Below are 20,256 nucleotides of genomic sequence, written 5' to 3' on the forward strand. Positions count from 1 at the left end.
GCCGCCGCGCGCCGGTTCACCGCATACCCCGTTCGGCGCAGTTCCCTGCGGGATCAGTCCCGGTGCGGCAGGCTCTTGGGCTCCGACGGCGTCTCGGGTGGTGGCGGCGCGGCGGCCGGCTGCTCCGGCGCCGGTTGAGCGCGAGGCTCTGCCTCGGTGTCCTGGCCGGACGGACCGCCCGGCTCCGTCACCTCCGTCACCGGCGGGCGCTCCTCCACCGGCTCCAGGACGTCCATCTCGGCGATGGCATCGGCGTCTGCGCGCGGGTCCAGTTCGAAGGACTGGGGCGTCGCCAACGGCGACAGCGGCATGACGAAATCGCCCTGCTCCGACGCCAGCGGCGGCGCACGCCGCGTCACGCGCCACAAGGAGTAGGCCACCAGCACGCCGAAGACCGTGGAGGTGTAGGCGAACAACAGCCACGGCGGCCGCTCCAGCATGACGAAAGAGGCGATCAGCGGCCCGACCACCGCACCCAGGCCGTAGATCAGCAGAAGCCCGCCGCTGGCGACGACGAACTCGTGGGGCTCCAGGTGGTCGTTGACGTGGGCGATCAGCAGCGAATAGAGCGGCATGGTGATGGCACCGAACACCGCCGTCGCCGCCACGATCCCGGTGAACCCGCCGCCGTAGATGGACACGACGGCCACGCCGCCGCCGCCCAGCACGGCAAGGATGGTGAACACGATTACCACCGAGCGCCGGTCGAATCGGTCCGACAGACAGCCCACCGGATACTGCGCCAGCGCGCCGCCCACCACCAGCGCGGCCATGGCGAAGGCCACCGCCTCCACGCCGAAACCGCTGCGCTGCACGAAGACCGGAATCAGGCCCATGCTGGCGGCGTTGGCCATGGCGACCATGAACACGCCCACCACGCCCAGCGGCGAGGCCGTGTACAGCCGCCGCAGTTGCAGGTGGGCCGCCGCCACCGGCGCGGGCGCAACGCCGCGCGTCATGGCCACCGGCACCAGCGCCAGCGACATCAGCAGCGCCGCCAGGCTGAACAGTTCGAACCCTTCCGGCGAGGCGATGTTCAGCAGCATCAGGCCGGCGGTCATGGCGCTGAGGTCCACGGCGCGGTAGATGCTGAACAGCGCGCCCCGGTTCTCGTTGGTGGCGCGGTCGTTCAGCCAGCTTTCGATGACGGTGTAGAGCCCCGCCAGCGCCAGGCCGGCGATGGCCCGCATCACCCACCACACCCACGGCTCGACGATGATCGGATAGATCAGGATCGTCGCCGCCGCGATCACCGACATGGCGGCGAAGGTGCGGATATGCCCGACGCGCACAACCATTTGGGGCGCAGCCCAGCAGCCGGCGATGAACCCGGCGTAGTAGCCCGACACCAGAAGGCCGATCTCGGCGGCGTTGAAGGCCTCGATGTTGGCGCGGACGGTGATCAGCGTGCCTTGCAGGCCATTGCCCATCACCATGATGGCGACGGACAGGAGAAGGGCGCCGATGGCGGCGACGGCGGTGACCATGGAAACTCCGGCGGGACTCGGGATGGTGGTTGATGCGGGCGGACAGGCTAGCGCGCCGGCGCCCTGTCGCCAACGCATGACACACCACAGCGATCGGATTTCACGGCCTTTTGGGGGTGACCCGCGGACGCGCGTGCTCTATACCCTCGGGTTCAGACGCACATCCACTCAATTCTTGCAAAACGGACGGATTGGCAAGCCGATGGCGACCATCTTCTCCGAAACCCTGCACAAGGGCTACGGCCAGCACATGGAAGTCGCGGGCGACATGCTGGTCAACCAGCGCTCGGAATTCCAGCACATCCAGATCTTCGACACCGAGGCGCTGGGCCGAGTGATGACCCTGGACGGCGTCGTCCAGATCACCGAGCGCGACGAAGCCTCCTATTCCGAAATGCTGACCCACCTGCCCATGGTCGAGCACGGCGCGGTCAAGCGCGTGATGATCGTCGGCGGCGGCGACGGCGCCATCGCCGAGGAGTGCCTCAAGCACCCCGGCGTCGAGGTCGACATGTGCGAGATCGACGGCATGGTGGTGGACTACTGCAAGCAGTACTTCGCCAGCGTGAACAAGGGCGTGTTCGACGATCCGCGCTTCAACCTGTTCGTCGCCGACGCCTTCGAGCACCTGAAGGCCGCCGACAGCAAGGGCAAGTACGACCTGATCATCGCCGACCGCCCGGACCCGCTCGGCCCGGCGCAGGTGCTGTTCGCCACCGAGTTCTATGAACTGATCCGCGACGCCCTGACCGACACCGGCATCGCGGTGTTCCAGAACGGCTGCCCGTTCTTCCAGGCCGACGAACTGACCGGCACCATGCGGCAGTTGCGCGGCGTCTTCCCCCACGCCGGCACCTATCTGACGGTCACGCCCACCTACATCGGCGGCTTCATGGCGCTGACCTGGGGCTCCAAGGGCACCAACCTGGGCAGCCTGTCCGTCGAGGACGCCGCCAAGCGGGTCGAACAGATCCAGCTGTCCACCGACTACTACACGCCGGCCATCCACGCCGGGGCGTTCGCCCTGCCCGCCTGGATCGAACGGCTGGTGTAACAGTGACAGGCGCGATGGAGCCGACGCGGCCCCCTCGCGCCCTTCCCGCGCGCGGTCAGTTGGAACGGTCTATGACCGCTTCCGGGCAGCCACAAGCCTCTGCGTTGCGATGAAGCTGGTCGACAGCCCAGGCGCGCGTATGGGCGCCCAGCGTGATGAAGCCGTCCGCCCCATCACCCACCGATACATAGCGTCCGCAGGCGACTGACAGGGCCGTCAGAGCGCAGACCAGGGCAGCGCGCTCGTCGTGGTCGCGGACCTCCGCCGGCCGCTGAAGACACGCGCGGCCGGGCAGCAGGTCTTCCACAAGCGCCGAGAGCATGTCGCGGGGCGGCGCCGGCACCCTGCCCAGCAGGTGCGCGTAGTAGACGTCGGAGCGCTGTCCGTGCTCCGGCACGCCGTCCTTCTCCAGCATGGTGCCGAGGAAACTGGTGGGAAACGCCTCCACCAGCGCCCGGTCGTGGATCGCGCCCGCGAAGCGGGCGGGGCCGAGGCGGCCGGTGTCCAGCACCAGGGCGGCGAAGACGGTGGCCTCCTGGTTCAGGCGGCGGCCCTGGGGCGAGGACGATTGGCCGGGCTTGCCGATGCGCTGGAAGCCGCGCGTCAGCAGGCGTTCCGGCAGGCGGTAGCGGTCCATGATTTCCAGGCTGCCGTGGATGGGCCCGTCGATGGCGCAGACGTCGGCGCCCTGGCCCGTCATGTCGGCGACGACGGCCCGCCGCTCGGCCAGGTCGACGCCAACCGGCGTGGTCCGCCAGGAGACGGCGTCGCGGGTCCACTCCAACCGGCAGACGGCGGAGGACTTGCGGTTGGGCGCCCAGCCCACGTCGATGCCGATGACGGCGCCGGTCTCGGGCGTCATGGCGGCGCCAGCGCCTTTTCCAGGAGCGGAGACGGCGTGTCGGTGAAGGGGGTGACGATGGTCAGTGCATCGAGATGCCGGCGGTCCTGTCCATCCTCGCTGACCAGCAGGGCGCATCCGGCCTGACGGGCGGTGGCGAACATCATGACGTCCCAGAAGGACCATTGGTGGCGGGCGACCATGTCCATGGCTTCGGTGAGGCAGTCTTCATCGGCCGCGATTACCTCCGCCGTCGGGGACAGGCGCGCGACCACCTGCTTGGCCCGCTCCGCCGGCAGCTTCCCCTTGCGCGTCAGCACATGGAACAGCTCGCCGAGGGACTGGATCGTGATGACCAGATCGGCCTGAAACGCGCGCTCCAGCAGCGCGAGGGCTACGGCATGCCGTACACCGGCAGCTTCGTCGTAAGCATAGACGAGGACATTGGAATCAACCGTGAACCGCATCGGCTATCGGTCGAACCGGTCATAGAGCGACTCACGGTCGAACGTTTCTCCGCCGAGATTGAACCCGCGCCGCATCTCCGCGAGTGCCTCTTTCTGCGCCTTCGCGCGTTGCTCAGCCGTGCGGCCAGACGGCGACAGGCGCGCGACGGGCATCCCGTCCTGGAAAATCTCCACCGTCTCGCCGGCCTTGGACTGGTCGAGCAGGGACATGAAGTTTTCTTCCGCCTCGTGCACGGTCACGCGCCTGTTCATCGCTCAACTCCGCTTGCTGACGGAAATGATGGGCTCGCCCCACCGCGCCGTCAAGCGAAAGGCCCCGCCGCCATTTCTGGCGTGCGGGGCCTTTGTTCACCGGCAACGATGCGGCAATCAGGCGACGCGGCGGACCTTGTAGTCCTTCAGCCAGGTCACCCGGTCGGCATCCGTGTCCTCGTCGCGGATTTCCACGAAGCGCTCCACGTTGAAGCCGTTGAAGCGGGTGCGCAGGGCGTTGGAGTACGCGCCCATCATGCCGATCTCCAGCCAGTCGCCGGCGCGCACGTCGTCGGCGACGCGGTGCGGGCCGGGCATGCTGTCGACCGAGTCACAGGTCGGGCCGAACAGTTGGAAGTCCGACCGCCCCTCCGACGCCGCCTCGCCGGCAGGCCGCACGACGGTGATGGGAAAGTACGGACCCAGATACTTCAGTTCCGACAGGCTGCCGTAGGTGCCGTCGTTGAGGTAGAGCGACGCGCCGCGGCGCAGGTCCACCCGGCACAGCACCGACAGCGCATCCCACACCAGCGCGCGGCCCGGCTCGCACTGCAGGCGGCAGGTCGCGGGCAGGGAGATGCGTTTGACGCCAGCGCGGATTTCCGCGCAGAAGTCCTCGAAAGCCGGCTCGTTGCCCGTGTACTGGCCGGGAAAGCCGCCGCCCACGTCCAGCACGTCGATGTCGCAACCGGCCAGCTTCAGCGTCTCGCCCACCAGGTCGATGGCGACGCCGAAGGCGCGCACGTCGACACACTGGCTGCCCACGTGGAAGGTCAGGCCCACCTTTGCGGCGACCTCCCGGCACGCCTTCAGGAGACGCGCGGCTTCGTGCACCGGCGCACCGAACTTGCCCGACAGGTCCATCAGGGCCTGGCCGCGCGGCATTTCCAGGCGCACCACCAGCGTCAGATCACGGGCGTCGTGCGTGACCTCCAGGATCTTCGCAAGCTCGTCCTCGTGGTCGAGCACGAAGGCGCGCACACCGTGCTTGTAATAGGCCTCGGCGATGGCCTCTGGGCTCTTGATCGGGTGCATGTAGTGGCATTCGGCCGCGGGGAAGCGGGCGCGAATGTCGCGGATTTCCGTTATCGACGCCGTGTCGAAGTGTCGGATGCCGCCCTCGTGAAGGGCGTTCAGCACCACCGGGTTGTCGTTGCACTTCACGGCGTAGAGAACATCGCCGGGAAAAGCCTGCACGAAACGACGGGCGGTCGCGCGGAGGACGTCCGTGCGCACGCAGTGAATCGGATCGACGGGCTGGAGAACGTCCACGACTTCGGTAATGCCGCTGAACAGCTGGCTCATTTTGACCCCTCCCCAAAACCGGTGACAGTTTCAAAGGATGATCAGAATGCCGCCGCCGCGCGAGCCGCAGTGCTTAGGCAAACTATCCGCGCCCGTTTAGGCCGGAATGATCTGATCCTCAAGATAAAAATCGGGTTCCGGGCGACCCGTTAAGGTGCCGCGGAACCCGAAAGGAGCAGGACCTTACACGGCGTGGGGCAGAAGGTCAAGGCCCTGTGCAATGGGCGCCCGCAGGCGCGTGGCCGCCGCCTTGATCGCGCCCTGCATCTTCTGGAACGCGCGGTTCTCGATCTGGCGCACGCGCTCGCGCGACACGCCATAGCGCTTGCCCAGGTCCTCCAGCGTCACCGGGTCGTCGGCCAGGCGGCGGGCCTGGATGATTTCCCGCTCACGCTGGTTCAGGGCGGCGAGCCCCTCGCCGATCAACTGGCGGCCCAGCGTGCGTTCCTCGAAGGAGGCGTAAGTGTCCTCCTGCGTCGGGTTGTAGTCGACCAGCATGTCCATCCGCTCGGTTTCGATGTCGGACGACACCGGCGCGTTGAGAGAGCTGTCGCGCGACATCAGGCGGCGGTTCATGTTCACCACATGGTCGCGGCCGACGTTCAACTCCTCGGCGATGCGGGCGACGTCTTCCGGCGCCATGTCGCTGTCCTCGTACAGGCCCAGGTTCGCCTTCACCTTGCGCAGGTTGTAGAACAGGCGCTTCTGAACGGCGTCGGAGCCCATCTTGACCATGGACCACTGGCTGAGCACGAACTCGTTGATGCTCGCCTTGATCCACCACATGGCATAAGTCGCCAGGCGGAAGCCCTTTTCCGGCTCGAACTTCTGCACGGCGCGCATCAGGCCCAGGTTGCCCTCGCTGACCAGGTCGGCCATGGGCAGGCCATAGCGGCGGTACTGCGAGGCGATCTTGGCGACCAGGCGCAGGTGGCTGGTCACGAGGCGGTGCGCGGCCTTTTCGTCGCCCTCGTACTTGTAGCGCATGGCGAGGTCGTATTCCTCCTGCGGCTCCAGCACCGGGAAGCGGCGGATGGAGTCCATGTAGGAGGAGAAGGACATTTCCGGCGTCAGGGTCGGAATGTCGCGGACGTTCAGAGTGGTGTCGGTGTCAACCATGGGAGAAACTCCCCTTCAATCAGTAGATCCCTTCGCGGCCCGAGGGGCCTTTGGGGAATGGAACGCCGTCGCCTGTTGTTGCGATCTTAGAAGGCGATCCATTCCGCCCGGCTCGGCGCGAATATCAGGCGATGGCGGTTTCCGGCGCCCCGGTCGCGATGGCGACCTTGCGCGGCGTCTTGGCCTCCGGCACCTCTCGCATCAGGTCGATGCGCAGCAGGCCGTTCTCCAGGCCCGCCGCCGTCACCTTGACGTGGTCGGCGAGGTGGAACTTGCGGAGGAAGTCGCGCGTCGCGATGCCGCGATGCAGGAAGACCGGCTCGTCCGCGTCCTCATTCGTGTCGGACGCCTTCCGCCCCGCGACCACCAGCATGTCGTCGCGCACCTCGACCGTCAGGTCGTCGGCCTCGAAGCCGGCCACCGCCAGCGTCACGGCATAGCCGTTCTCGCCAATGGCCTCGATGTCGTAGGGCGGGTAGTTGGTACCGCCGTCCATGCGCCGGGCGCCTTCCATCAGGCGGGCAGCGCGGTCGAATCCGACCGTGGAGCGGTAAAGGGGAGTCAGATCACGCATTGTCGCACATCCTCCATCGAGCGATGTCGGCCGACATATCGGTCGGACCCAAGGCCCGCATCCGTTGCGACCGTGGCACGCCGGACCGCCATTCCCTTGCGCGTCCAGTGTTGCCGTTTCCAGAAGCGCCCTCCCCGGACCAAAGCCGGAGGAGCGACCCACATTCATGGCTCCGCCGTCTGGCGCGAGCCCTTCGCTGGTGGCGGCGACCGGCCCTTGCCGCGTCGCCCCTGCCCCCTACCTACGCGCCCTGGACGGGCCTGGATCGGGGCACACCGAAGGCCGGACCCAATACTGCGGCGTCCGGCACAATCATAATATGGGGATCAAGGATGCGAGGTCAAGGAAAAAGTGGACCAAATTCGTCTGCTTTCCCAGGGCCCCGATATGGGCGGAAGCTTCTTCCGCCGCAACCCCGCCGCGGCGCTTTCCGTTGAACTCCACGATCATCGGTGCTAGCCCGAACGCGCGGCCGCCAGGCGCCCGGCGCCCGGCGGCCGACGCCGTCGTCCGAAGGCCCTCGACACACCGCCCCACCCGGAGTTTCCCAACACCCATGCGCGCGATCCTGGTTCCCATCATCGCCCTGCTGACCGGCGCGGCTTTCCTCATGCTGGGCAACGGGTTGATGGGAACCCTGACGAGTCTGCGGCTGGACATGGCGGGGGCCTCGGCAACCGTGGTCGGCATCGTCAACGCCGGCTATTTCGGCGGGCTGACGCTGGGCGCCCTGTTCGCCGAGCGCGTCATCCGCCGTGTCGGCCACATTCGCGCCTTCGCCGCGCTGGCGTCGGTCTATTCCGGCGCGACGCTCGCCCACGCGCTGGAGGTCGACCCGTGGATCTGGCTCACCTTGCGCTTCGTCGAAGGCTTTTGCATGGCGGGCCTGTTCATCTGCGTGGAAAGCTGGCTGAACCACCGCGCCACCAACGTGACGCGCGGACAGATCCTCTCCAGCTACGCGGTGACCATCTATTTCGCGCAGTTCCTGGGCCAGTTCCTGCTCAACCTGCCCGACGAGACCGGCTTCCTGCTGTTCGTGGTGATCTCCATCCTCATGAGCATCGCCGTGGTGCCGGTGGCCATGACCACCACGCCCATCCCCACCCTGCCCGAAGTCGCGAGCTTTTCCTTCAAGCGCTTGTGGAAGGTCTCGCCGCTGGGCGTCTACGGCGCGGGGGTCGGCGGCATCGTGTTCGGCGCCTCCTATGGCCTCGCGCCCGTGTTCACGCAGAAGCTGGGGTACAGCGTGTCGGAGACGGCGACGTTCGTTTCCGCCACCATCCTGGGCGGGCTCATCATCCAGTATCCCATCGGCAAGCTGTCGGACCTGCTGGACCGCCGCGTGGTGCTGGTCAGCCTGTTCATCGCCCAGGTGGCGATCTCGGGGCTGATGATCGGCGCCACCTACCTTGGGTTCTGGTACGTCGTGGGCTGCGCGGTGATGTTCGGCGGCATCAGCTTCACGCTGTATCCGCTGTCGCTGTCCCACGCCAACGACCACCTGGAGAGCCACGAACTGGTGGCCGCGGCCGGCGGCCTGCTGCTGACCTATTCCCTGGGCGCGACCATCGGCCCGCTGTTCGTCTCGCCGCTCATGGACGCCATCGGCCCCAACGGCCTGTTCGCGGTGCTGCTGGGACTGGGCGTGGTCTCCAGCGTCTTCGCCGCCTGGCGCGTCCGCGCCCGCCCCTCGGTGCCCATGGAGGAGCAGGGCAAGTACCATGTCGTGCCGCGCACCTCGGCGGTTTCGGCCGCCATGGACCCCCGCGGCGAGGACGCCGACGGCCAGCTGAGTTTCGACTTCGACTTCAGGGCCGAGGCCGACGCGGCGGCGGAAGACCAGCGGCTGGCCGCCGAATAGCCGCGGCCCGACTTTCGTCGTCGGCGGATGGAATAAGGCGGTCTCGGGTGTCGTTGTCCCCTGGCGCACGCATCAAGCGCCTGTTTGCAGCAACCTTGGGGGGACGCCGCCATGACCTGGGCCGACGACGCTTTCACCTTCGCCTTTGAGGCCGACCTGTCGCTGGGGGAGGACCTCCTCCGCCGCGTCCCCGGCCCGCCGCCGCCCGCCGCCCTGCTGACCCGAAGCCCGCTCGGCACCTTCTGGACCGACGCGCCCGACCACGCCGTGCCGGAGGGCTTCGACGAACTGCGCCTGGCGGTGGCACCCGGCACCGACCGTGTCATCGGCGCCAGCGCGCTCGCCTACCTGGACACGTCGGAAGCAGCCGAGGCCCGCGCCCGCGCCAACGCCTGGAGCCTGACGATGCTCCACGGCCCGACGCAGCCCCGAGGCCCGGCCGCCTGCGTGCGCTGGGTGAGGGACCTGGGGGATGGGCGGCGGCTGCAATTGTCGTGCTACCGGAACGCCCGGATCGTGGCGTTAAGGCTGTGTTGCGGGGTGGGGCGTGCTGAGGTGAGGGACGAGGGGCGGCGGACGCCGTTGCGGCATTCGGTCCGGGAGCAGGGCGTGCTGCTGAACTGAGGGGCTCGCGGCTGCGCCGCGATATGGATGCGAGGGAGGCGCCGCCTCCCTCGCGCTCCCTCGCGTCCTTTTCATCACCAATTCCTGCAAGCCGGGCGAGGCTGGTCAGCAGAAGGAATGAAGGCGCGCCTTCGCGCCGTCGTGGTGTCTCGGTGGTTCATCTCAATCCACCGCCAACCGATGAAGCACGGCGCCGCCCGTCAGCACATCGGCTTGGAGTTCTTCGTGTCTTCGTGGCCTCGCGGCACCGCCGCCAGACCCGACCCCCTCACCGCACCCCACCAAACCCCGGCAACCGCACGTCCAGCGGATCAAAGTCCACCCCAAGCGACAGCCCCAGGAACGTCAGTTCCACCCCTTCCTCCGGCGCCACCAGAAGCCCGCCCAGGCCGGCAACGGACAGCATGACCCCGCCGCCGCTGGGCGCGGTCGAGACGGGCTCGTCCCAGGGCAGCCAGTTCTTACCGATGGCGTTGGCCGGCATGTCCAGGCCGAGATCCGGCACGCTGCGGCCGATGTGGGCGAGGAAGGTGTTGCTGTTGGGGCCGGGGAAGGTCCGGTAGGCGCCCGTGTAGGGGTAGCTCGCCACCGCCGCTTCCACCTCGTCGATCAAAACCGCCGCGTCCGCGCCGCGCAGGTCGAGCAGCAGGCGGGGTTCGGCGCCGTACCAGCGGGCGTCGGGGGCCATGCGGTCGCGGGTGACCCGGCCGCCGCCCCAGCCGACGACCTCGTAGCGGTCCCAGTCAGATGATCCCGCACGGCGCACCGCGATCCACGGGTGGACTGCGAAGATGCCCCGCCACCCGTAGGTCGGCGCGGCGTAGACCTGGATGACGGCCCCCGCCTCCTCCGCCACCGTGGGCGCCAGGCCGATGGAATCGCGCGACGCGCTGGACCAGTGGCCCTCCGGCACGCCCCGTTGCAGGCCGTGCACGCCCACCGGCGCGACGAACACCACCACCAGCGCCAGGAACCCCAGAACCGTCTTGCGCACCATCCTCACCGCCCGGAAACCGTCATGCATCCTTCAAGAATGGGGCGAAGGGACGGGCGGGTGAAGGGAGCCGGAGCCCTTTTCGGTCAGGCAAGATCGGAAAGGGCGACATAGGGTCGCGACTGCGACCCCGCGCCGATCAGGCGCGTGAGCCTTAGCGGCGCTTGAACGTCGTTCGGGCGCGACAGCGTCTGAACGAATCAGGTCAATGCAGAGTGTATTGCGCCGCCGCCAGGCGCATCTCGCCGGGCGTGATGATCCCCTTGCTGGCGACCTGTACGGAATGCAGGCGGCCGTCCAGGTTTTCCTCCCAGAACGCCAGGAACTTGCGCAGCACCGGATAGCGCGGCGCCAGGTCCAGGTCCTGCCAGATGTATTCCTGCAACAGGCTGGGGTGGTCGGGCATGTGGTACATGATGCGGGCCGTCGTCAGGCGGTAGTCCTGCATCTGCTTGGCGAGAGTGGACATCGGGTCGTGCCTCCTGTGCTGTCTCTCCCAAGGCGCGCTTGCGTTGCCGCGGCGCCTTCCTCAAGAATGGCGCCGCGCGTCCCCGCGATCAATATCATCCTTGAAAATCAATGCGTTAGCAGCATACGGCCGAGAGTGCTGCCAAAATTTTCCCAAAGCCTCTTGACGGAGGTTCTTCTTCCCCTATTTATGCCTCCGCTCGCCGCGTCAGCGGGAGCTGTTTCAACCATCAGCAGTCATTTGCTTTGACAAGGAATGACGGAGAAAAAAGCCATGACTTTCCGGCCGCTTCATGACCGGGTTCTGGTGCGCCGCATCGAGGCCGACACCAAGACCAAGGGTGGCATCATCATCCCCGACACCGCCAAGGAAAAGCCGCAGGAAGGCGAGATCATCGCCGTCGGCCAGGGCGTGCGCGCCGAGGACGGCACGCTGCACCCGCTGGACGTCAAGGCGGGCGACCGCGTCCTGTTCGGCAAGTGGTCGGGCACCGAGGTCAAGATCGAAGGCGAGGATCTGCTCATCATGAAGGAGAGCGACATCCTGGGCGTCATCGAGGCCGAAGCCGCCGCCAAGGCCGCGTGATTTTCGCGCGGACCCCGGTTCGAACCAACAAGAAGCAATTGATTACCGGAGCCTAAGACAATGGCAGCCAAGGAAGTGAAGTTCGGTCCCGACGCCCGCGAGCGCCTGCTGCGCGGCGTGGACATCCTGGCCGACGCGGTGAAGGTCACGCTGGGCCCCAAGGGCCGCAACGTGGTGCTCGACAAGTCCTTCGGCGCCCCGCGCGTCACCAAGGACGGCGTGTCCGTCGCCAAGGAAATCGAACTGAAGGACAAGTTCGAGAACATGGGCGCCCAGATGGTCAAGGAGGTCGCCTCCAAGACCGCCGATCTGGCCGGTGACGGCACCACCACCGCCACCGTTCTGGCCCAGGCCATCGTGCGCGAGGGTGCCAAGTCCGTCGCCGCCGGCATGAACCCCATGGACCTCAAGCGCGGCATCGACATGGCCGTCGCCGCCGTGGTCGCCGACGTCAAGGCGCGCTCCCGCAAGGTCGAGACCAACGCCGAGATCGCCCAGGTCGGCACCATCTCCGCCAACGGCGAGGCCGAGATCGGCGAGATCATCGCGCGCGCCATGGAGAAGGTTGGCAACGAGGGCGTCATCACGGTCGAGGAGGCCAAGGGCCTTGAGACCGAGCTGGACGTGGTCGAGGGCATGCAGTTCGACCGCGGCTACCTGTCGCCCTATTTCGTGACCAACTCCGAAAAGATGGTCGCGGAGCTGGACAACCCCTACATCCTGATCCACGAGAAGAAGCTGACCAGCCTGCAGCCCCTGCTGCCCGTGCTGGAGGCCGTGGTGCAGTCCGGCAAGCCGCTGCTGATCATCGCCGAGGACGTGGAGGGCGAAAGCCTCGCCACCCTGGTGGTCAACCGGCTGCGTGGCGGCCTGAAGGTCGCCGCCGTCAAGGCGCCGGGCTTCGGTGACCGCCGCAAGGCCATGCTGCAGGACATCGCCATCCTCACCGGCGGCCAGGTCATCAGCGAAGATCTGGGCATCAAGCTCGAAAGCGTGACGCTCGACATGCTGGGTACGGCCAAGACCGTCTCCATCACCAAGGAAGACACCACGATCGTCGATGGCGCGGGCTCCAAGGACGACATCCAGGCCCGCGTGGCGCAGATCAAGGCGCAGGTCGAGGAGACCACCTCGGACTACGACCGCGAGAAGCTCCAGGAGCGTCTGGCGAAGCTGGCCGGCGGCGTGGCCGTCATCAAGGTCGGCGGCGCCACCGAGGTCGAGGTGAAGGAGAAGAAGGACCGCGTCGACGACGCCCTGCACGCCACCCGCGCGGCGGTCGAGGAAGGCATCGTCGCCGGCGGCGGCGTGGCGCTGCTGTATGCCATCAAGGCGCTGGAAGGCCTGACGCCGGCCAACGACGACCAGAAGGTCGGCATCGAGATCGTCCGCCGCGCCCTGCAGGCGCCGGTGCGCCAGATCGCCGTCAACGCCGGCCACGACGGCTCGGTGGTCGCCGGCAAGCTGCTGGAGTCCAGCGACACCAACTGGGGCTTCAACGCCCAGACCGGCGAGTACGTCGACCTGGTGAAGGCCGGCGTCGTCGACCCGACCAAGGTGGTCCGCACCGCGCTGCAGGATGCTTCCTCGGTCGCCGGCCTGCTCATCACCACCGAGGCGATGGTGGCCGAAAAGCCCGAGAAGAAGTCCGGCGGCGCCGGCATGGGCGACATGGGCATGGGCGGCATGGACTTCTAAGTCCAGCCTGCATGCGCCCGAACAGCGGCGGGGCCGTCTCCGAAAGGAGGCGGCCCCGCTTCCGTTGCAGGGCCCGTCGGGCGATCGGTGCAGCGGCGAACACCACACCTGACCCCGCGCGTTTCTCTCCGTCAGCAACAGGAGAGACTGTTCAGGCCATGCCCGCTTTTCCCACCGATCCGGCGCCCGACGCCTCGCTGGCCTTCCTGCGCGAGGGCTATGCCTTCATCCCCAACCGCTGCCGCAGGCTGGGGTCGGACGCCTTCCACACCCGCCTGCTCGGGCGGCCCGTCACCTGTGTCTCGGGCGCGGAGGCGGCGCGGATGTTCTACGAGCCCGGCCGCTTCACCCGCAACGGCGCCATGCCGAAAAGCGTGCTGAAGCTGCTTCAGGACGAAGGCAGCGTTGCGACCCTGGACGACGAGGCCCACCGCATCCGCAAGGCCATGTTCCTCAGGCTGCTCGGCCCCGACCGGGCGCCCGAGATGGCCCGCCTGGCGACGGAGGCCCTGCGCGAAAGCCTCGCGGCCTGGACGCTCCAGCGCGATGAGCGGGTCCGCCTGCATTCGGCCTTTCATGGTATCCTCTGCCGCGCCGCCTGCGCCTGGGCGGCGGTGCCGGCCGATGCCGCGCGCCTCGACCGCCTGACGCACGAACTGGCCGCCATGATCAACAATGCCGGCGCCTTCGGTCCGCGCAACTGGCAGGCCCGCCTGCGCCGGAAGGAGGCGGAACGGTTCCTGGCGGGCCTGATCGAGGACGTCCGCGCCGGTCGCCATCACCCGCCCGACGACAGCGCCCTGGCCGTCATCGCCCGCCACCGCGACGCCGACGGCAGCGCCATGACGCCGGAGGTCTGCGCGGTGGAGATGCTCAACATCCTGCGCCCCGCCGACGCCATCGCGCGGTTCCTGGCCTTCGGCGTCCACGCCATGCACCGGCATCCCGCCATGCGCGACGCCTTGCGCGCCGAGGCGGCACCGGGCCGCTACACCCATGCCTTCGTGCAGGAGGTGCGGCGGTTCTACCCCTTCTTTCCCGCCATCGGCGGCAAGGCGCGGGAAGACTTCACCTGGCGCGGGGTCGGTTTCTCGGCGGGCGACTGGGTGATCCTGGACCTCTATGGCACCGACCACGACACCCGCCTGTGGACGGAGCCCGAGGCATTCCGCCCCGAACGGTTTCTGGATACCGAGCCCGACGCCCATGCGCTCATCCCGCAAGGCGGCGGCGACTACGCGGTCAACCACCGCTGCCCCGGCGAATGGGCGACCATCGAGACCATGAAGGCCATGCTTCATGCGCTGGCGACGGAGGTGGAGTACGACGTGCCGGAACAGGACCTGGATATCTCCCTGCGCCGGATTCCCGCCCTGCCCGCCGACGGCATGGTCATCACCAACGTGCGGATGCGGACGTGACGGAGCGCGGTCGGGGCAGGCCCCAGGCGCATTCCAATGCCCAGGTCCAGGCCCAGGCGTGCCGGCCCCGCCTCAACGCCCCGCCGGTTTTCCCGGCACCGCCGCCACGCCGTTGAGCCAGAAGTCGCACAGCGCGCCGATCTTGGCGACCAGTTCATCCATGTCCAGCGGCTTGGTGACGTAGGCGTTGGCGTGGGCGCGATAGCTTTCCTCCACGTCCATGCGGCTTTCCGACGTTGTCAGCACCACGACCGGAAGCGCCTTCAGGGCCGCGTCCCCCTTGATCTCCGTCAGGGTGGCGCGGCCGTCCTTGCGCGGCATGTTGAGGTCCAGCAGCACGAGGTGCGGGCGCGGCGCCTCGGTATAGGGCGGGTGGCGGCGCAGGAAGGCCATGGCGTCGTCACCGTCGCGAACCCATTCCAGGCTGACGGAGCGCCCGGCATCGGCGAAGGCCTCCTGCGTCAGGCGTGCGTCGGCGGGGTTGTCCTCCACCAGCAGAACCACGAAAGGCCCCTCGTCACCGACGGAAGCGCTCATGAAACATCCTCCTCGAGAACCCGGACCCGGGCCGTATCGGCACCGGCCGGAGACTGTGATGATGATGATGATACCACGGCCGCCCCCGGCGACGGCAGGGAGACCATCGCCAGCCGCTCCGCCGCCGGGCTGGCCGGATCGGGCAGCGTGAAGCGAATGGCGGTGCCCGTCGCGCCGTCGCTTTCCGCCCAGATGCGTCCGCCGTGGCGCTCCACGATGCGGCGGCTGATGGCGAGCCCGATGCCCGTGCCCTCGTAGGCCCCGCGCGTGTGCAGGCGCCGGAACAGCACGAACAGGCTCTTGAGGTGCGCCTGCGCGATGCCGATGCCGTTGTCGGACACATGCACCTGCCACAGATCGCCCGCCCGCACCGCGCCGATAGACACGCGCGGCGGCCGTTCGGGATGGCGGAACTTGACGGCGTTGCCGATCAGGTGGTGGAGCACCAGCGCCAGCTGGCGGCGGTCGCAGGCCACCTCGGGCAGCGGCCCGACGCTCAGCGATGCGCCGGCGGCGGCGATCTCGCGGCCCATGGCGTCGCGCACCTCGGTCACCACCGCGCCCAGGTCCACGGGGTCGCGGCCCGGCGGCGTGACGTCGACGGCGCTGTAGTCCATCAGGTCGCGGAACAGCGCCTTCATGTGCTCCGCCCCCTGCACCACGAAATCGATGTAGCTGTCGGCCTCGGCGTCCAGCTTCTCGCCGTAGCGCCGTCGCAGAAGCTGGGCGAAGCCGGCCATGGCGCGCAGGGGCTCCTGCAGGTCGTGGGCAGCCAGCGACGCGAAATGCTTGAGTTCCGCATTGGAGCGTTGCAGTTCCTCCACCGTCGCCCGCAGGCGGCTTTCCGCCTCCTTGCGCTCGGTGATGTCCTCCTTGACGGCAACGAAGCGGGTGATGCGCCCGCGCCCGTCGCGTACCGGGGCGATGGCGGCGTGCTCCCACCACAGGCTGCCGTCCTTGCGGCGGTTGAGAAGCTCGCCCCGCCAGACCCGGCCGTCCAGCAGCGTCGACCACAGGCTTTCATAGTTCTCCCGCCGCATGTGGCCGGAGCGCAGGATGCGCGGGGTCTTGCCGATGACCTCCGGGGCCGTGTAGCCGCTGGCCTCGGTGAACTTGGGGTTGACGTAGAGCAGCCGGCCCTGGGTGTCGGTGATCATGACGCTCGCCGCCGACTGCTCGACGGCGCTGGACAGTTGCCGCACCTCGGCCTGGGCGGCGTTGCGCTCGTGGTCGCCGGCCGCCAGCAGCAGGCCCGTGAGCGTCACCATGCCGATGAACACCTGAAGGCTGACGAAGCCGTCCGTCCCGGCGTCCTGGAAGTATCCCGCCCCGGCCGCGGCGTGGAAGGCCGCCACCAGCGACAGACCGATGCCCACCAGTGCGGCGCCGCCGATGCCGAAGCGCAGGGCGCCCCAGATGACGAAGGGCAGCAGCGCCCACGACACCGCATGGCTGTCCAGCCGCACCCCAACCGTGTCGCCGTAGACCACCGCCGCCCCGGCCCCGGCGCACAGCAGCAGCACCGCCCCCTCCCCCACCTGGGCGGGGCTCGGCGGATCATGGCGGGCGGCGTTCAGGGCCAGGAGAGCGGGCGCCACCAGCAGCACGCCCGTAGCATCGCCCACCGCCCAGCCGACGGCGACGTCGCGGAAGGCGGACCACCCGACCTGCCCCATCTCCGCCACCATGGCCGCGCCATAAAGGCCGTGCGCGGTGCCGCCGACGATGGCCGCCAGAAGCAGCACGAGGACCGCGTTCATGGAGGAAAAGGGCGACTCGCCGCGCGGCCCCACAGGTCCCGCCAGCCGCGAAATCATCCACCAGCCGATCAATGCCTCGCCCGCCGCGCCCAGGCCGGACAGGGCCTTGAAAAGCAGCGGCCCGCCGGGTCCGAAAGCAACGACGGCCGCGCCCAGGAACACGCCGACGGCCATGCGCGGCCCCTTGAGCAGCAGCGCCGCCAGGGCCACGCCGGTGGGCGGCCACACGGGCGCGGCGACGCCCTCGACGGTAATGAAGGCCAGCCCGGCCCAGGCCGCCAGGGCGTAGAGGACCGCCGTCGCGCCGATGAGGGCGACCTCGCGTGTCCACGACTGATGACTGGCGTCCGTCACCCGCTCCCCCCAGCCGGCTCGCGCACTGCTTGCGGCGGCACAGGAACCGCGCCGCAACAGCAGTGTCCGCCATTCCCGCCGCCACTGCAAGCGGCAGGGGCATGACGGCAGGCGGCCGCTCAGTCCGTGGAAACGCGGCCGCGGGCCTGCTTGACGGAGCCGCGCTTCTTCTTGGACTGGATGCGGCGTTCCTTGGCGCCCTTGCTGGGGCGGGTCGGGCGGCGCTTGCGGGGAACGTGGAGGGCATCGCGCACCAGTCCGGCCAGGCGCTCGCGGGCGTCGGCGCGGTTGCGTTCCTGGCTGCGGTGGGCGCGGGCGTCGATGATGATGACGCCCTCCTGCGTCGCCCGGTGCCCGGCCAGCCGCAACAGCCGGTCCAGCACCCCCGGCGGCAGGGCGCGCGAATTCACGGCGTCCCAGCGCAGCTGCACGGCGGTGGACACCTTGTTGACGTTCTGTCCGCCGGGCCCGGAGGCACGGACGAAGTTTTCCTCCAACTCGTCCTCGGGGATGGCGATGTTGCGCGTAATCGTCAGCATGGGGCGGAGCTTACGGGGAAGAAGCGGCTCTGTCCACGGGCCGGCACGCGGCCTATGCTGCCGGCCATATGCCGATGATTCGCAAGGAGCCTCCACCCATGACCGCCGCGCCCCTGCTCAGCTTCGATGACTTCCAGGAAGGCCAGGTGTTCGACCTGGGCCGCCGCGCCCTTTCCGCCGAGGAAATCAAGGCCTTCGCGCGCGACTGGGACCCCCAGCCCTTCCACACCGACGAGGCGGCGGCAGCCGAGAGCAGCTTCAACGGCCTGTGCGCCAGCGGCTGGCACACGGGCTGCGTCTTCATGCGGATGCTGGTGGACGGGCTGCTCTCGCGCTGCAAGAGCATGGGCTCGCCGGGGCTGGACGAGGTGCGTTGGCTGGCGCCCGTGCGGCCTGGGCAGGAGCTGGCGGGCCGGGTGACCATCGGCGCGTGCAAGGAGTCGCGGAGCAAGCCCGACCGGGGGTTCATCTCCCTGACGGGCGAGCTTGCGGACGCGGAAACGGGGGCGGTGGTCTACCGGATGGTGGCGCCGGTGATGGTGGGGCGGTGAGTGACGCTACTCACAAAGCTCAGCGACGACGATGTCTTCCAGAAGCTTGTCGCGAAGATAGGGGCTTTTCTGCTTAATAGCTCCGGAAGACCCAAGTTTACGCATTTGTATCTCGTTCATAATTTTCTTCAAAATTGTTTTCCCCACGACGTTTTCTCGGCAAACATTTGACCCTGATATAAACGCTGTTGTCTCAGGGCACTGCTCTGGATCCTTTTTATAAAGGGTCTTCTTTATCTGCTCGCGCTTCTCCCGAAATTGAAGCGTGGCCTCAACAACGCTATTCCTTATAATATCGTCTAACATATCAATCGCATCTTGAAGAGGTATATCAAGAACATAGGAAATATGCTCAGGACGCACAAAATATGACTCAATATCAGACCCCTCAGTAACAAAAATGACAGAGCTATCTCTATCACTAATGCCATACAATTTCTTCATACGAGCGACTTCATCGTCGGTCATGAAGTCGCGGTCGCGGTGAATTATGGTCTTAACTCCAGGCTTAATCCTTCGCATGAACCCGTCCATTAGCTTCGCCGCATCAAACTTACTACTGCTCTTATACGAAAAAACGAGGAATTCATCTGGATTAAATCCGTTTGCCTCAAAAAGAATTTGAAGCCAGGAAACGTCAGAATCTTCAGACCATACTAAGTATCTATAACTTCCATGAAGCAAACGCTCGCCCTTGTCGAGTGCTCCAATGTCCATCAATACTGCAACATCAGACCAATCCTCTTGCACCTTAACTCCACCATTTCTAACCCAGAACAACTTTGAGGTGGGCGCTTCACTGAGGGCATCAAGCAAGTGCCTAGAATGAGTGGCAAGTATGACTGTAGTATTACTATTCCGCGTAATTACCTTCAAAGTGTTTGCTAGAAGTCTCTGATTGCTCGGATGAAGGTGCGCATCCGGTTCATCCAAGAGCAAAAGCTTCGGCGCGTAGTTAGTAACATACGCGATAATCTGAATCGCCTGCAGCAGACCAGTACCCACCATATCAAGTGGACGCACATCCCCCTCGGGAGAAGTTACAGTAGAGTTTAGCCAAAGATCATTTCCCTCGTCGAACTTCGTATCGACGGAAACACCCGGAAATACCTCGGTAAGATATTTCGAGAACTGCGCCTTCTTATCCCCATCCCTGAAGATACGCAAAAGAACATTTCTCAAATAAAGGTTGGCATCTCCACGAGCGATACCATTGTTGACAACCAGTTCGGAGCGATATTCCTCCCTTAGGCTAACGCCGGCCAAACCTGGGACGTAAACCGAGAAAAAGCCCTTCGGATCGGATATTCCTTCAAGTAAACCACCTCCGTAATTTTGGGCCTTGACGACACCGTTCCGACCCCTCTGGAGAGATATCCTGGCAACTTCATGCATGGTTTCACTTATGCAATGGTATTCGAAATTTATGCTGGCACCTTCAGTTAGTTTTCTTTCGTATCTTAGGTTTAAAAAATCGTCTGTCGGGCAGTATCGTAGTTTCTCGGGTGGGAACTGGTCTGCATTTGCTACGAAACGCGCTTGGGAAAGAGCGATACCGAAATGTATTCCCTGGAGAATGCAGCTCTTACCAGAGTTATTTCCGCCGACAAGAACGTTGATCGGCGAAAGCTCGAGCTCAACGTCCTGAAGCTTTTTAAATGCCTGCACCCGAACCTTGTTGATCACCAGAATGTGCTCCGCAAAATGTATAACCACAGGTTTTGGTTTGATAGCATTTCGCGCTATATCATGTCGATTGAT

At 66.5% G+C, this 20,256-nt stretch carries 20 protein-coding genes; 7 read left to right on the forward strand and 13 right to left on the reverse strand.

Going from position 1 to position 20,256, the window contains the following annotated elements:
• Window positions 1-53: 53 nt before the first annotated feature.
• On the reverse strand, window positions 54-1,487 hold the full coding sequence (locus LG334_RS15185) for an MFS transporter (RefSeq protein ID WP_404379297.1): 1,434 nt from the start codon (window positions 1,485-1,487) through the stop codon (window positions 54-56).
• 202 nt (window positions 1,488-1,689) lie between these two features.
• Between LG334_RS15185 and speE the strand changes: the two genes are divergently transcribed.
• A complete protein-coding gene (gene speE / locus LG334_RS15190) occupies window positions 1,690-2,541 on the forward strand; it encodes a polyamine aminopropyltransferase (protein WP_404379298.1) in 852 nt (283 codons plus the stop codon).
• A gap of 55 nt (window positions 2,542-2,596) precedes the next feature.
• Here the strand turns inward: speE and LG334_RS15195 are convergent, their stop codons facing one another.
• From LG334_RS15195 to LG334_RS15220, 6 genes are all read right to left on the reverse strand, one after another.
• A complete protein-coding gene (locus LG334_RS15195) occupies window positions 2,597-3,403 on the reverse strand; it encodes a hypothetical protein (RefSeq protein ID WP_404379300.1) in 807 nt (268 codons plus the stop codon).
• Window positions 3,400-3,849 carry a PIN domain-containing protein gene (locus tag LG334_RS15200; protein ID WP_404379302.1) on the reverse strand — a complete coding sequence of 150 codons (450 nt, stop codon included), beginning with the start codon at window positions 3,847-3,849 and terminating at the stop codon, window positions 3,400-3,402. Before LG334_RS15200 ends, LG334_RS15195 begins: the two co-directional genes overlap by 4 nt.
• 3 nt (window positions 3,850-3,852) lie before the next feature.
• A complete protein-coding gene (locus LG334_RS15205; RefSeq protein WP_404379303.1) occupies window positions 3,853-4,089 on the reverse strand; it encodes a type II toxin-antitoxin system Phd/YefM family antitoxin in 237 nt (78 codons plus the stop codon).
• 129 nt (window positions 4,090-4,218) lie between these two features.
• Window positions 4,219-5,406 carry a type III PLP-dependent enzyme gene (locus LG334_RS15210; protein WP_404379305.1) on the reverse strand — a complete coding sequence of 396 codons (1,188 nt, stop codon included), beginning with the start codon at window positions 5,404-5,406 and terminating at the stop codon, window positions 4,219-4,221.
• A gap of 183 nt (window positions 5,407-5,589) precedes the next feature.
• The gene (gene rpoH / locus LG334_RS15215) at window positions 5,590-6,525 is read right to left on the reverse strand and encodes an RNA polymerase sigma factor RpoH (RefSeq protein ID WP_404379306.1); all 936 of its coding nucleotides are present in this window, start codon (window positions 6,523-6,525) and stop codon (window positions 5,590-5,592) included.
• A 124-nt stretch (window positions 6,526-6,649) separates the two neighbouring features.
• Window positions 6,650-7,099 carry an Hsp20 family protein gene (locus tag LG334_RS15220; RefSeq protein WP_404379308.1) on the reverse strand — a complete coding sequence of 150 codons (450 nt, stop codon included), beginning with the start codon at window positions 7,097-7,099 and terminating at the stop codon, window positions 6,650-6,652.
• Window positions 7,100-7,655: 556 nt separating this feature from the next.
• Here LG334_RS15220 and LG334_RS15225 point away from each other — a divergent pair.
• The gene (locus LG334_RS15225; RefSeq protein WP_404379309.1) at window positions 7,656-8,963 is read left to right on the forward strand and encodes an MFS transporter; all 1,308 of its coding nucleotides are present in this window, start codon (window positions 7,656-7,658) and stop codon (window positions 8,961-8,963) included.
• A gap of 111 nt (window positions 8,964-9,074) precedes the next feature.
• Window positions 9,075-9,587, forward strand: coding sequence for a hypothetical protein (locus LG334_RS15230; RefSeq protein WP_404379311.1), 513 nt, complete (start codon window positions 9,075-9,077; stop codon window positions 9,585-9,587).
• 268 nt (window positions 9,588-9,855) lie between these two features.
• Here LG334_RS15230 and LG334_RS15235 read toward each other — a convergent pair whose 3' ends face one another.
• Window positions 9,856-10,584, reverse strand: a complete 729-nt coding sequence (locus LG334_RS15235; RefSeq protein ID WP_404379313.1) for a DUF3750 domain-containing protein — start codon at window positions 10,582-10,584, stop codon at window positions 9,856-9,858.
• Window positions 10,585-10,786: 202 nt separating this feature from the next.
• Complete coding sequence (locus tag LG334_RS15240) at window positions 10,787-11,050, reverse strand: usg protein (RefSeq protein WP_404379315.1); 264 nt, start codon at window positions 11,048-11,050, stop codon at window positions 10,787-10,789.
• Between the two features lie 273 nt (window positions 11,051-11,323).
• Between LG334_RS15240 and groES the strand changes: the two genes are divergently transcribed.
• From groES to LG334_RS15255, 3 genes are all read left to right on the forward strand, one after another.
• Window positions 11,324-11,635, forward strand: coding sequence for a co-chaperone GroES (groES, locus tag LG334_RS15245; protein WP_404379317.1), 312 nt, complete (start codon window positions 11,324-11,326; stop codon window positions 11,633-11,635).
• Window positions 11,636-11,695: 60 nt separating this feature from the next.
• Window positions 11,696-13,333: a chaperonin GroEL gene (gene groL, locus LG334_RS15250; RefSeq protein WP_404379319.1), complete on the forward strand. Its 1,638-nt coding sequence runs from the start codon at window positions 11,696-11,698 to the stop codon at window positions 13,331-13,333.
• 158 nt (window positions 13,334-13,491) lie between these two features.
• Window positions 13,492-14,754 (forward strand): cytochrome P450, encoded by a 1,263-nt coding sequence (locus LG334_RS15255; protein ID WP_404379321.1) that lies wholly within the window; start codon window positions 13,492-13,494, stop codon window positions 14,752-14,754.
• Window positions 14,755-14,826: 72 nt separating this feature from the next.
• Here LG334_RS15255 and LG334_RS15260 read toward each other — a convergent pair whose 3' ends face one another.
• The 3 genes from LG334_RS15260 to arfB all read right to left on the reverse strand — a co-directional run bounded on the left by LG334_RS15260 (window position 14,827) and on the right by arfB (window position 17,944).
• The gene (locus tag LG334_RS15260) at window positions 14,827-15,291 is read right to left on the reverse strand and encodes a response regulator (RefSeq protein WP_404379322.1); all 465 of its coding nucleotides are present in this window, start codon (window positions 15,289-15,291) and stop codon (window positions 14,827-14,829) included.
• Entirely contained in the window at window positions 15,288-17,405 is a 2,118-nt protein-coding gene (locus LG334_RS15265) for an MASE1 domain-containing protein (protein WP_404379324.1), read from the reverse strand. The genes LG334_RS15260 and LG334_RS15265 overlap by 4 nt, the downstream gene beginning before the upstream one ends.
• A 119-nt stretch (window positions 17,406-17,524) precedes the next feature.
• The gene (gene arfB, locus LG334_RS15270; RefSeq protein ID WP_404379325.1) at window positions 17,525-17,944 is read right to left on the reverse strand and encodes an alternative ribosome rescue aminoacyl-tRNA hydrolase ArfB; all 420 of its coding nucleotides are present in this window, start codon (window positions 17,942-17,944) and stop codon (window positions 17,525-17,527) included.
• A gap of 98 nt (window positions 17,945-18,042) precedes the next feature.
• On the opposite strand from arfB, the gene LG334_RS15275 reads away from it, so the two are divergent.
• Complete coding sequence (locus LG334_RS15275; protein ID WP_404379326.1) at window positions 18,043-18,495, forward strand: MaoC family dehydratase; 453 nt, start codon at window positions 18,043-18,045, stop codon at window positions 18,493-18,495.
• 6 nt (window positions 18,496-18,501) lie between these two features.
• On the opposite strand, the gene LG334_RS15280 is transcribed toward LG334_RS15275, so the two are convergent.
• Window positions 18,502-20,181, reverse strand: a complete 1,680-nt coding sequence (locus LG334_RS15280) for an ATP-dependent nuclease (protein ID WP_404379328.1) — start codon at window positions 20,179-20,181, stop codon at window positions 18,502-18,504.
• Window positions 20,182-20,256: the final 75 nt, after the last annotated feature.

It is taken from the genome of Caenispirillum salinarum, from assembly GCF_044803115.1.
GTDB classification, from domain to species: Bacteria; Pseudomonadota; Alphaproteobacteria; order Rhodospirillales; family Rhodospirillaceae; genus Caenispirillum; species Caenispirillum salinarum_A.

Excerpts from the sequence above, each read along its gene's own strand:
- LG334_RS15185 (WP_404379297.1), bottom strand. The coding sequence starts at position 1,487 with ATGGTCACCGCCGTCGCCGCCATCGGCGCCCTTCTCCTGTCCGTCGCC.
- speE (WP_404379298.1), top strand. The coding sequence starts at position 1,690 with ATGGCGACCATCTTCTCCGAAACCCTGCACAAGGGCTACGGCCAGCAC.
- LG334_RS15195 (WP_404379300.1), bottom strand. The coding sequence starts at position 3,403 with ATGACGCCCGAGACCGGCGCCGTCATCGGCATCGACGTGGGCTGGGCG.
- LG334_RS15200 (WP_404379302.1), bottom strand. The coding sequence starts at position 3,849 with ATGCGGTTCACGGTTGATTCCAATGTCCTCGTCTATGCTTACGACGAA.
- LG334_RS15210 (WP_404379305.1), bottom strand. The coding sequence starts at position 5,406 with ATGAGCCAGCTGTTCAGCGGCATTACCGAAGTCGTGGACGTTCTCCAG.
- rpoH (WP_404379306.1), bottom strand. The coding sequence starts at position 6,525 with ATGGTTGACACCGACACCACTCTGAACGTCCGCGACATTCCGACCCTG.
- LG334_RS15220 (WP_404379308.1), bottom strand. The coding sequence starts at position 7,099 with ATGCGTGATCTGACTCCCCTTTACCGCTCCACGGTCGGATTCGACCGC.
- LG334_RS15225 (WP_404379309.1), top strand. The coding sequence starts at position 7,656 with ATGCGCGCGATCCTGGTTCCCATCATCGCCCTGCTGACCGGCGCGGCT.
- LG334_RS15230 (WP_404379311.1), top strand. The coding sequence starts at position 9,075 with ATGACCTGGGCCGACGACGCTTTCACCTTCGCCTTTGAGGCCGACCTG.
- LG334_RS15235 (WP_404379313.1), bottom strand. The coding sequence starts at position 10,584 with ATGGTGCGCAAGACGGTTCTGGGGTTCCTGGCGCTGGTGGTGGTGTTC.
- LG334_RS15240 (WP_404379315.1), bottom strand. The coding sequence starts at position 11,050 with ATGTCCACTCTCGCCAAGCAGATGCAGGACTACCGCCTGACGACGGCC.
- groES (WP_404379317.1), top strand. The coding sequence starts at position 11,324 with ATGACTTTCCGGCCGCTTCATGACCGGGTTCTGGTGCGCCGCATCGAG.
- groL (WP_404379319.1), top strand. The coding sequence starts at position 11,696 with ATGGCAGCCAAGGAAGTGAAGTTCGGTCCCGACGCCCGCGAGCGCCTG.
- LG334_RS15255 (WP_404379321.1), top strand. The coding sequence starts at position 13,492 with ATGCCCGCTTTTCCCACCGATCCGGCGCCCGACGCCTCGCTGGCCTTC.
- LG334_RS15260 (WP_404379322.1), bottom strand. The coding sequence starts at position 15,291 with ATGAGCGCTTCCGTCGGTGACGAGGGGCCTTTCGTGGTTCTGCTGGTG.
- arfB (WP_404379325.1), bottom strand. The coding sequence starts at position 17,944 with ATGCTGACGATTACGCGCAACATCGCCATCCCCGAGGACGAGTTGGAG.
- LG334_RS15275 (WP_404379326.1), top strand. The coding sequence starts at position 18,043 with ATGACCGCCGCGCCCCTGCTCAGCTTCGATGACTTCCAGGAAGGCCAG.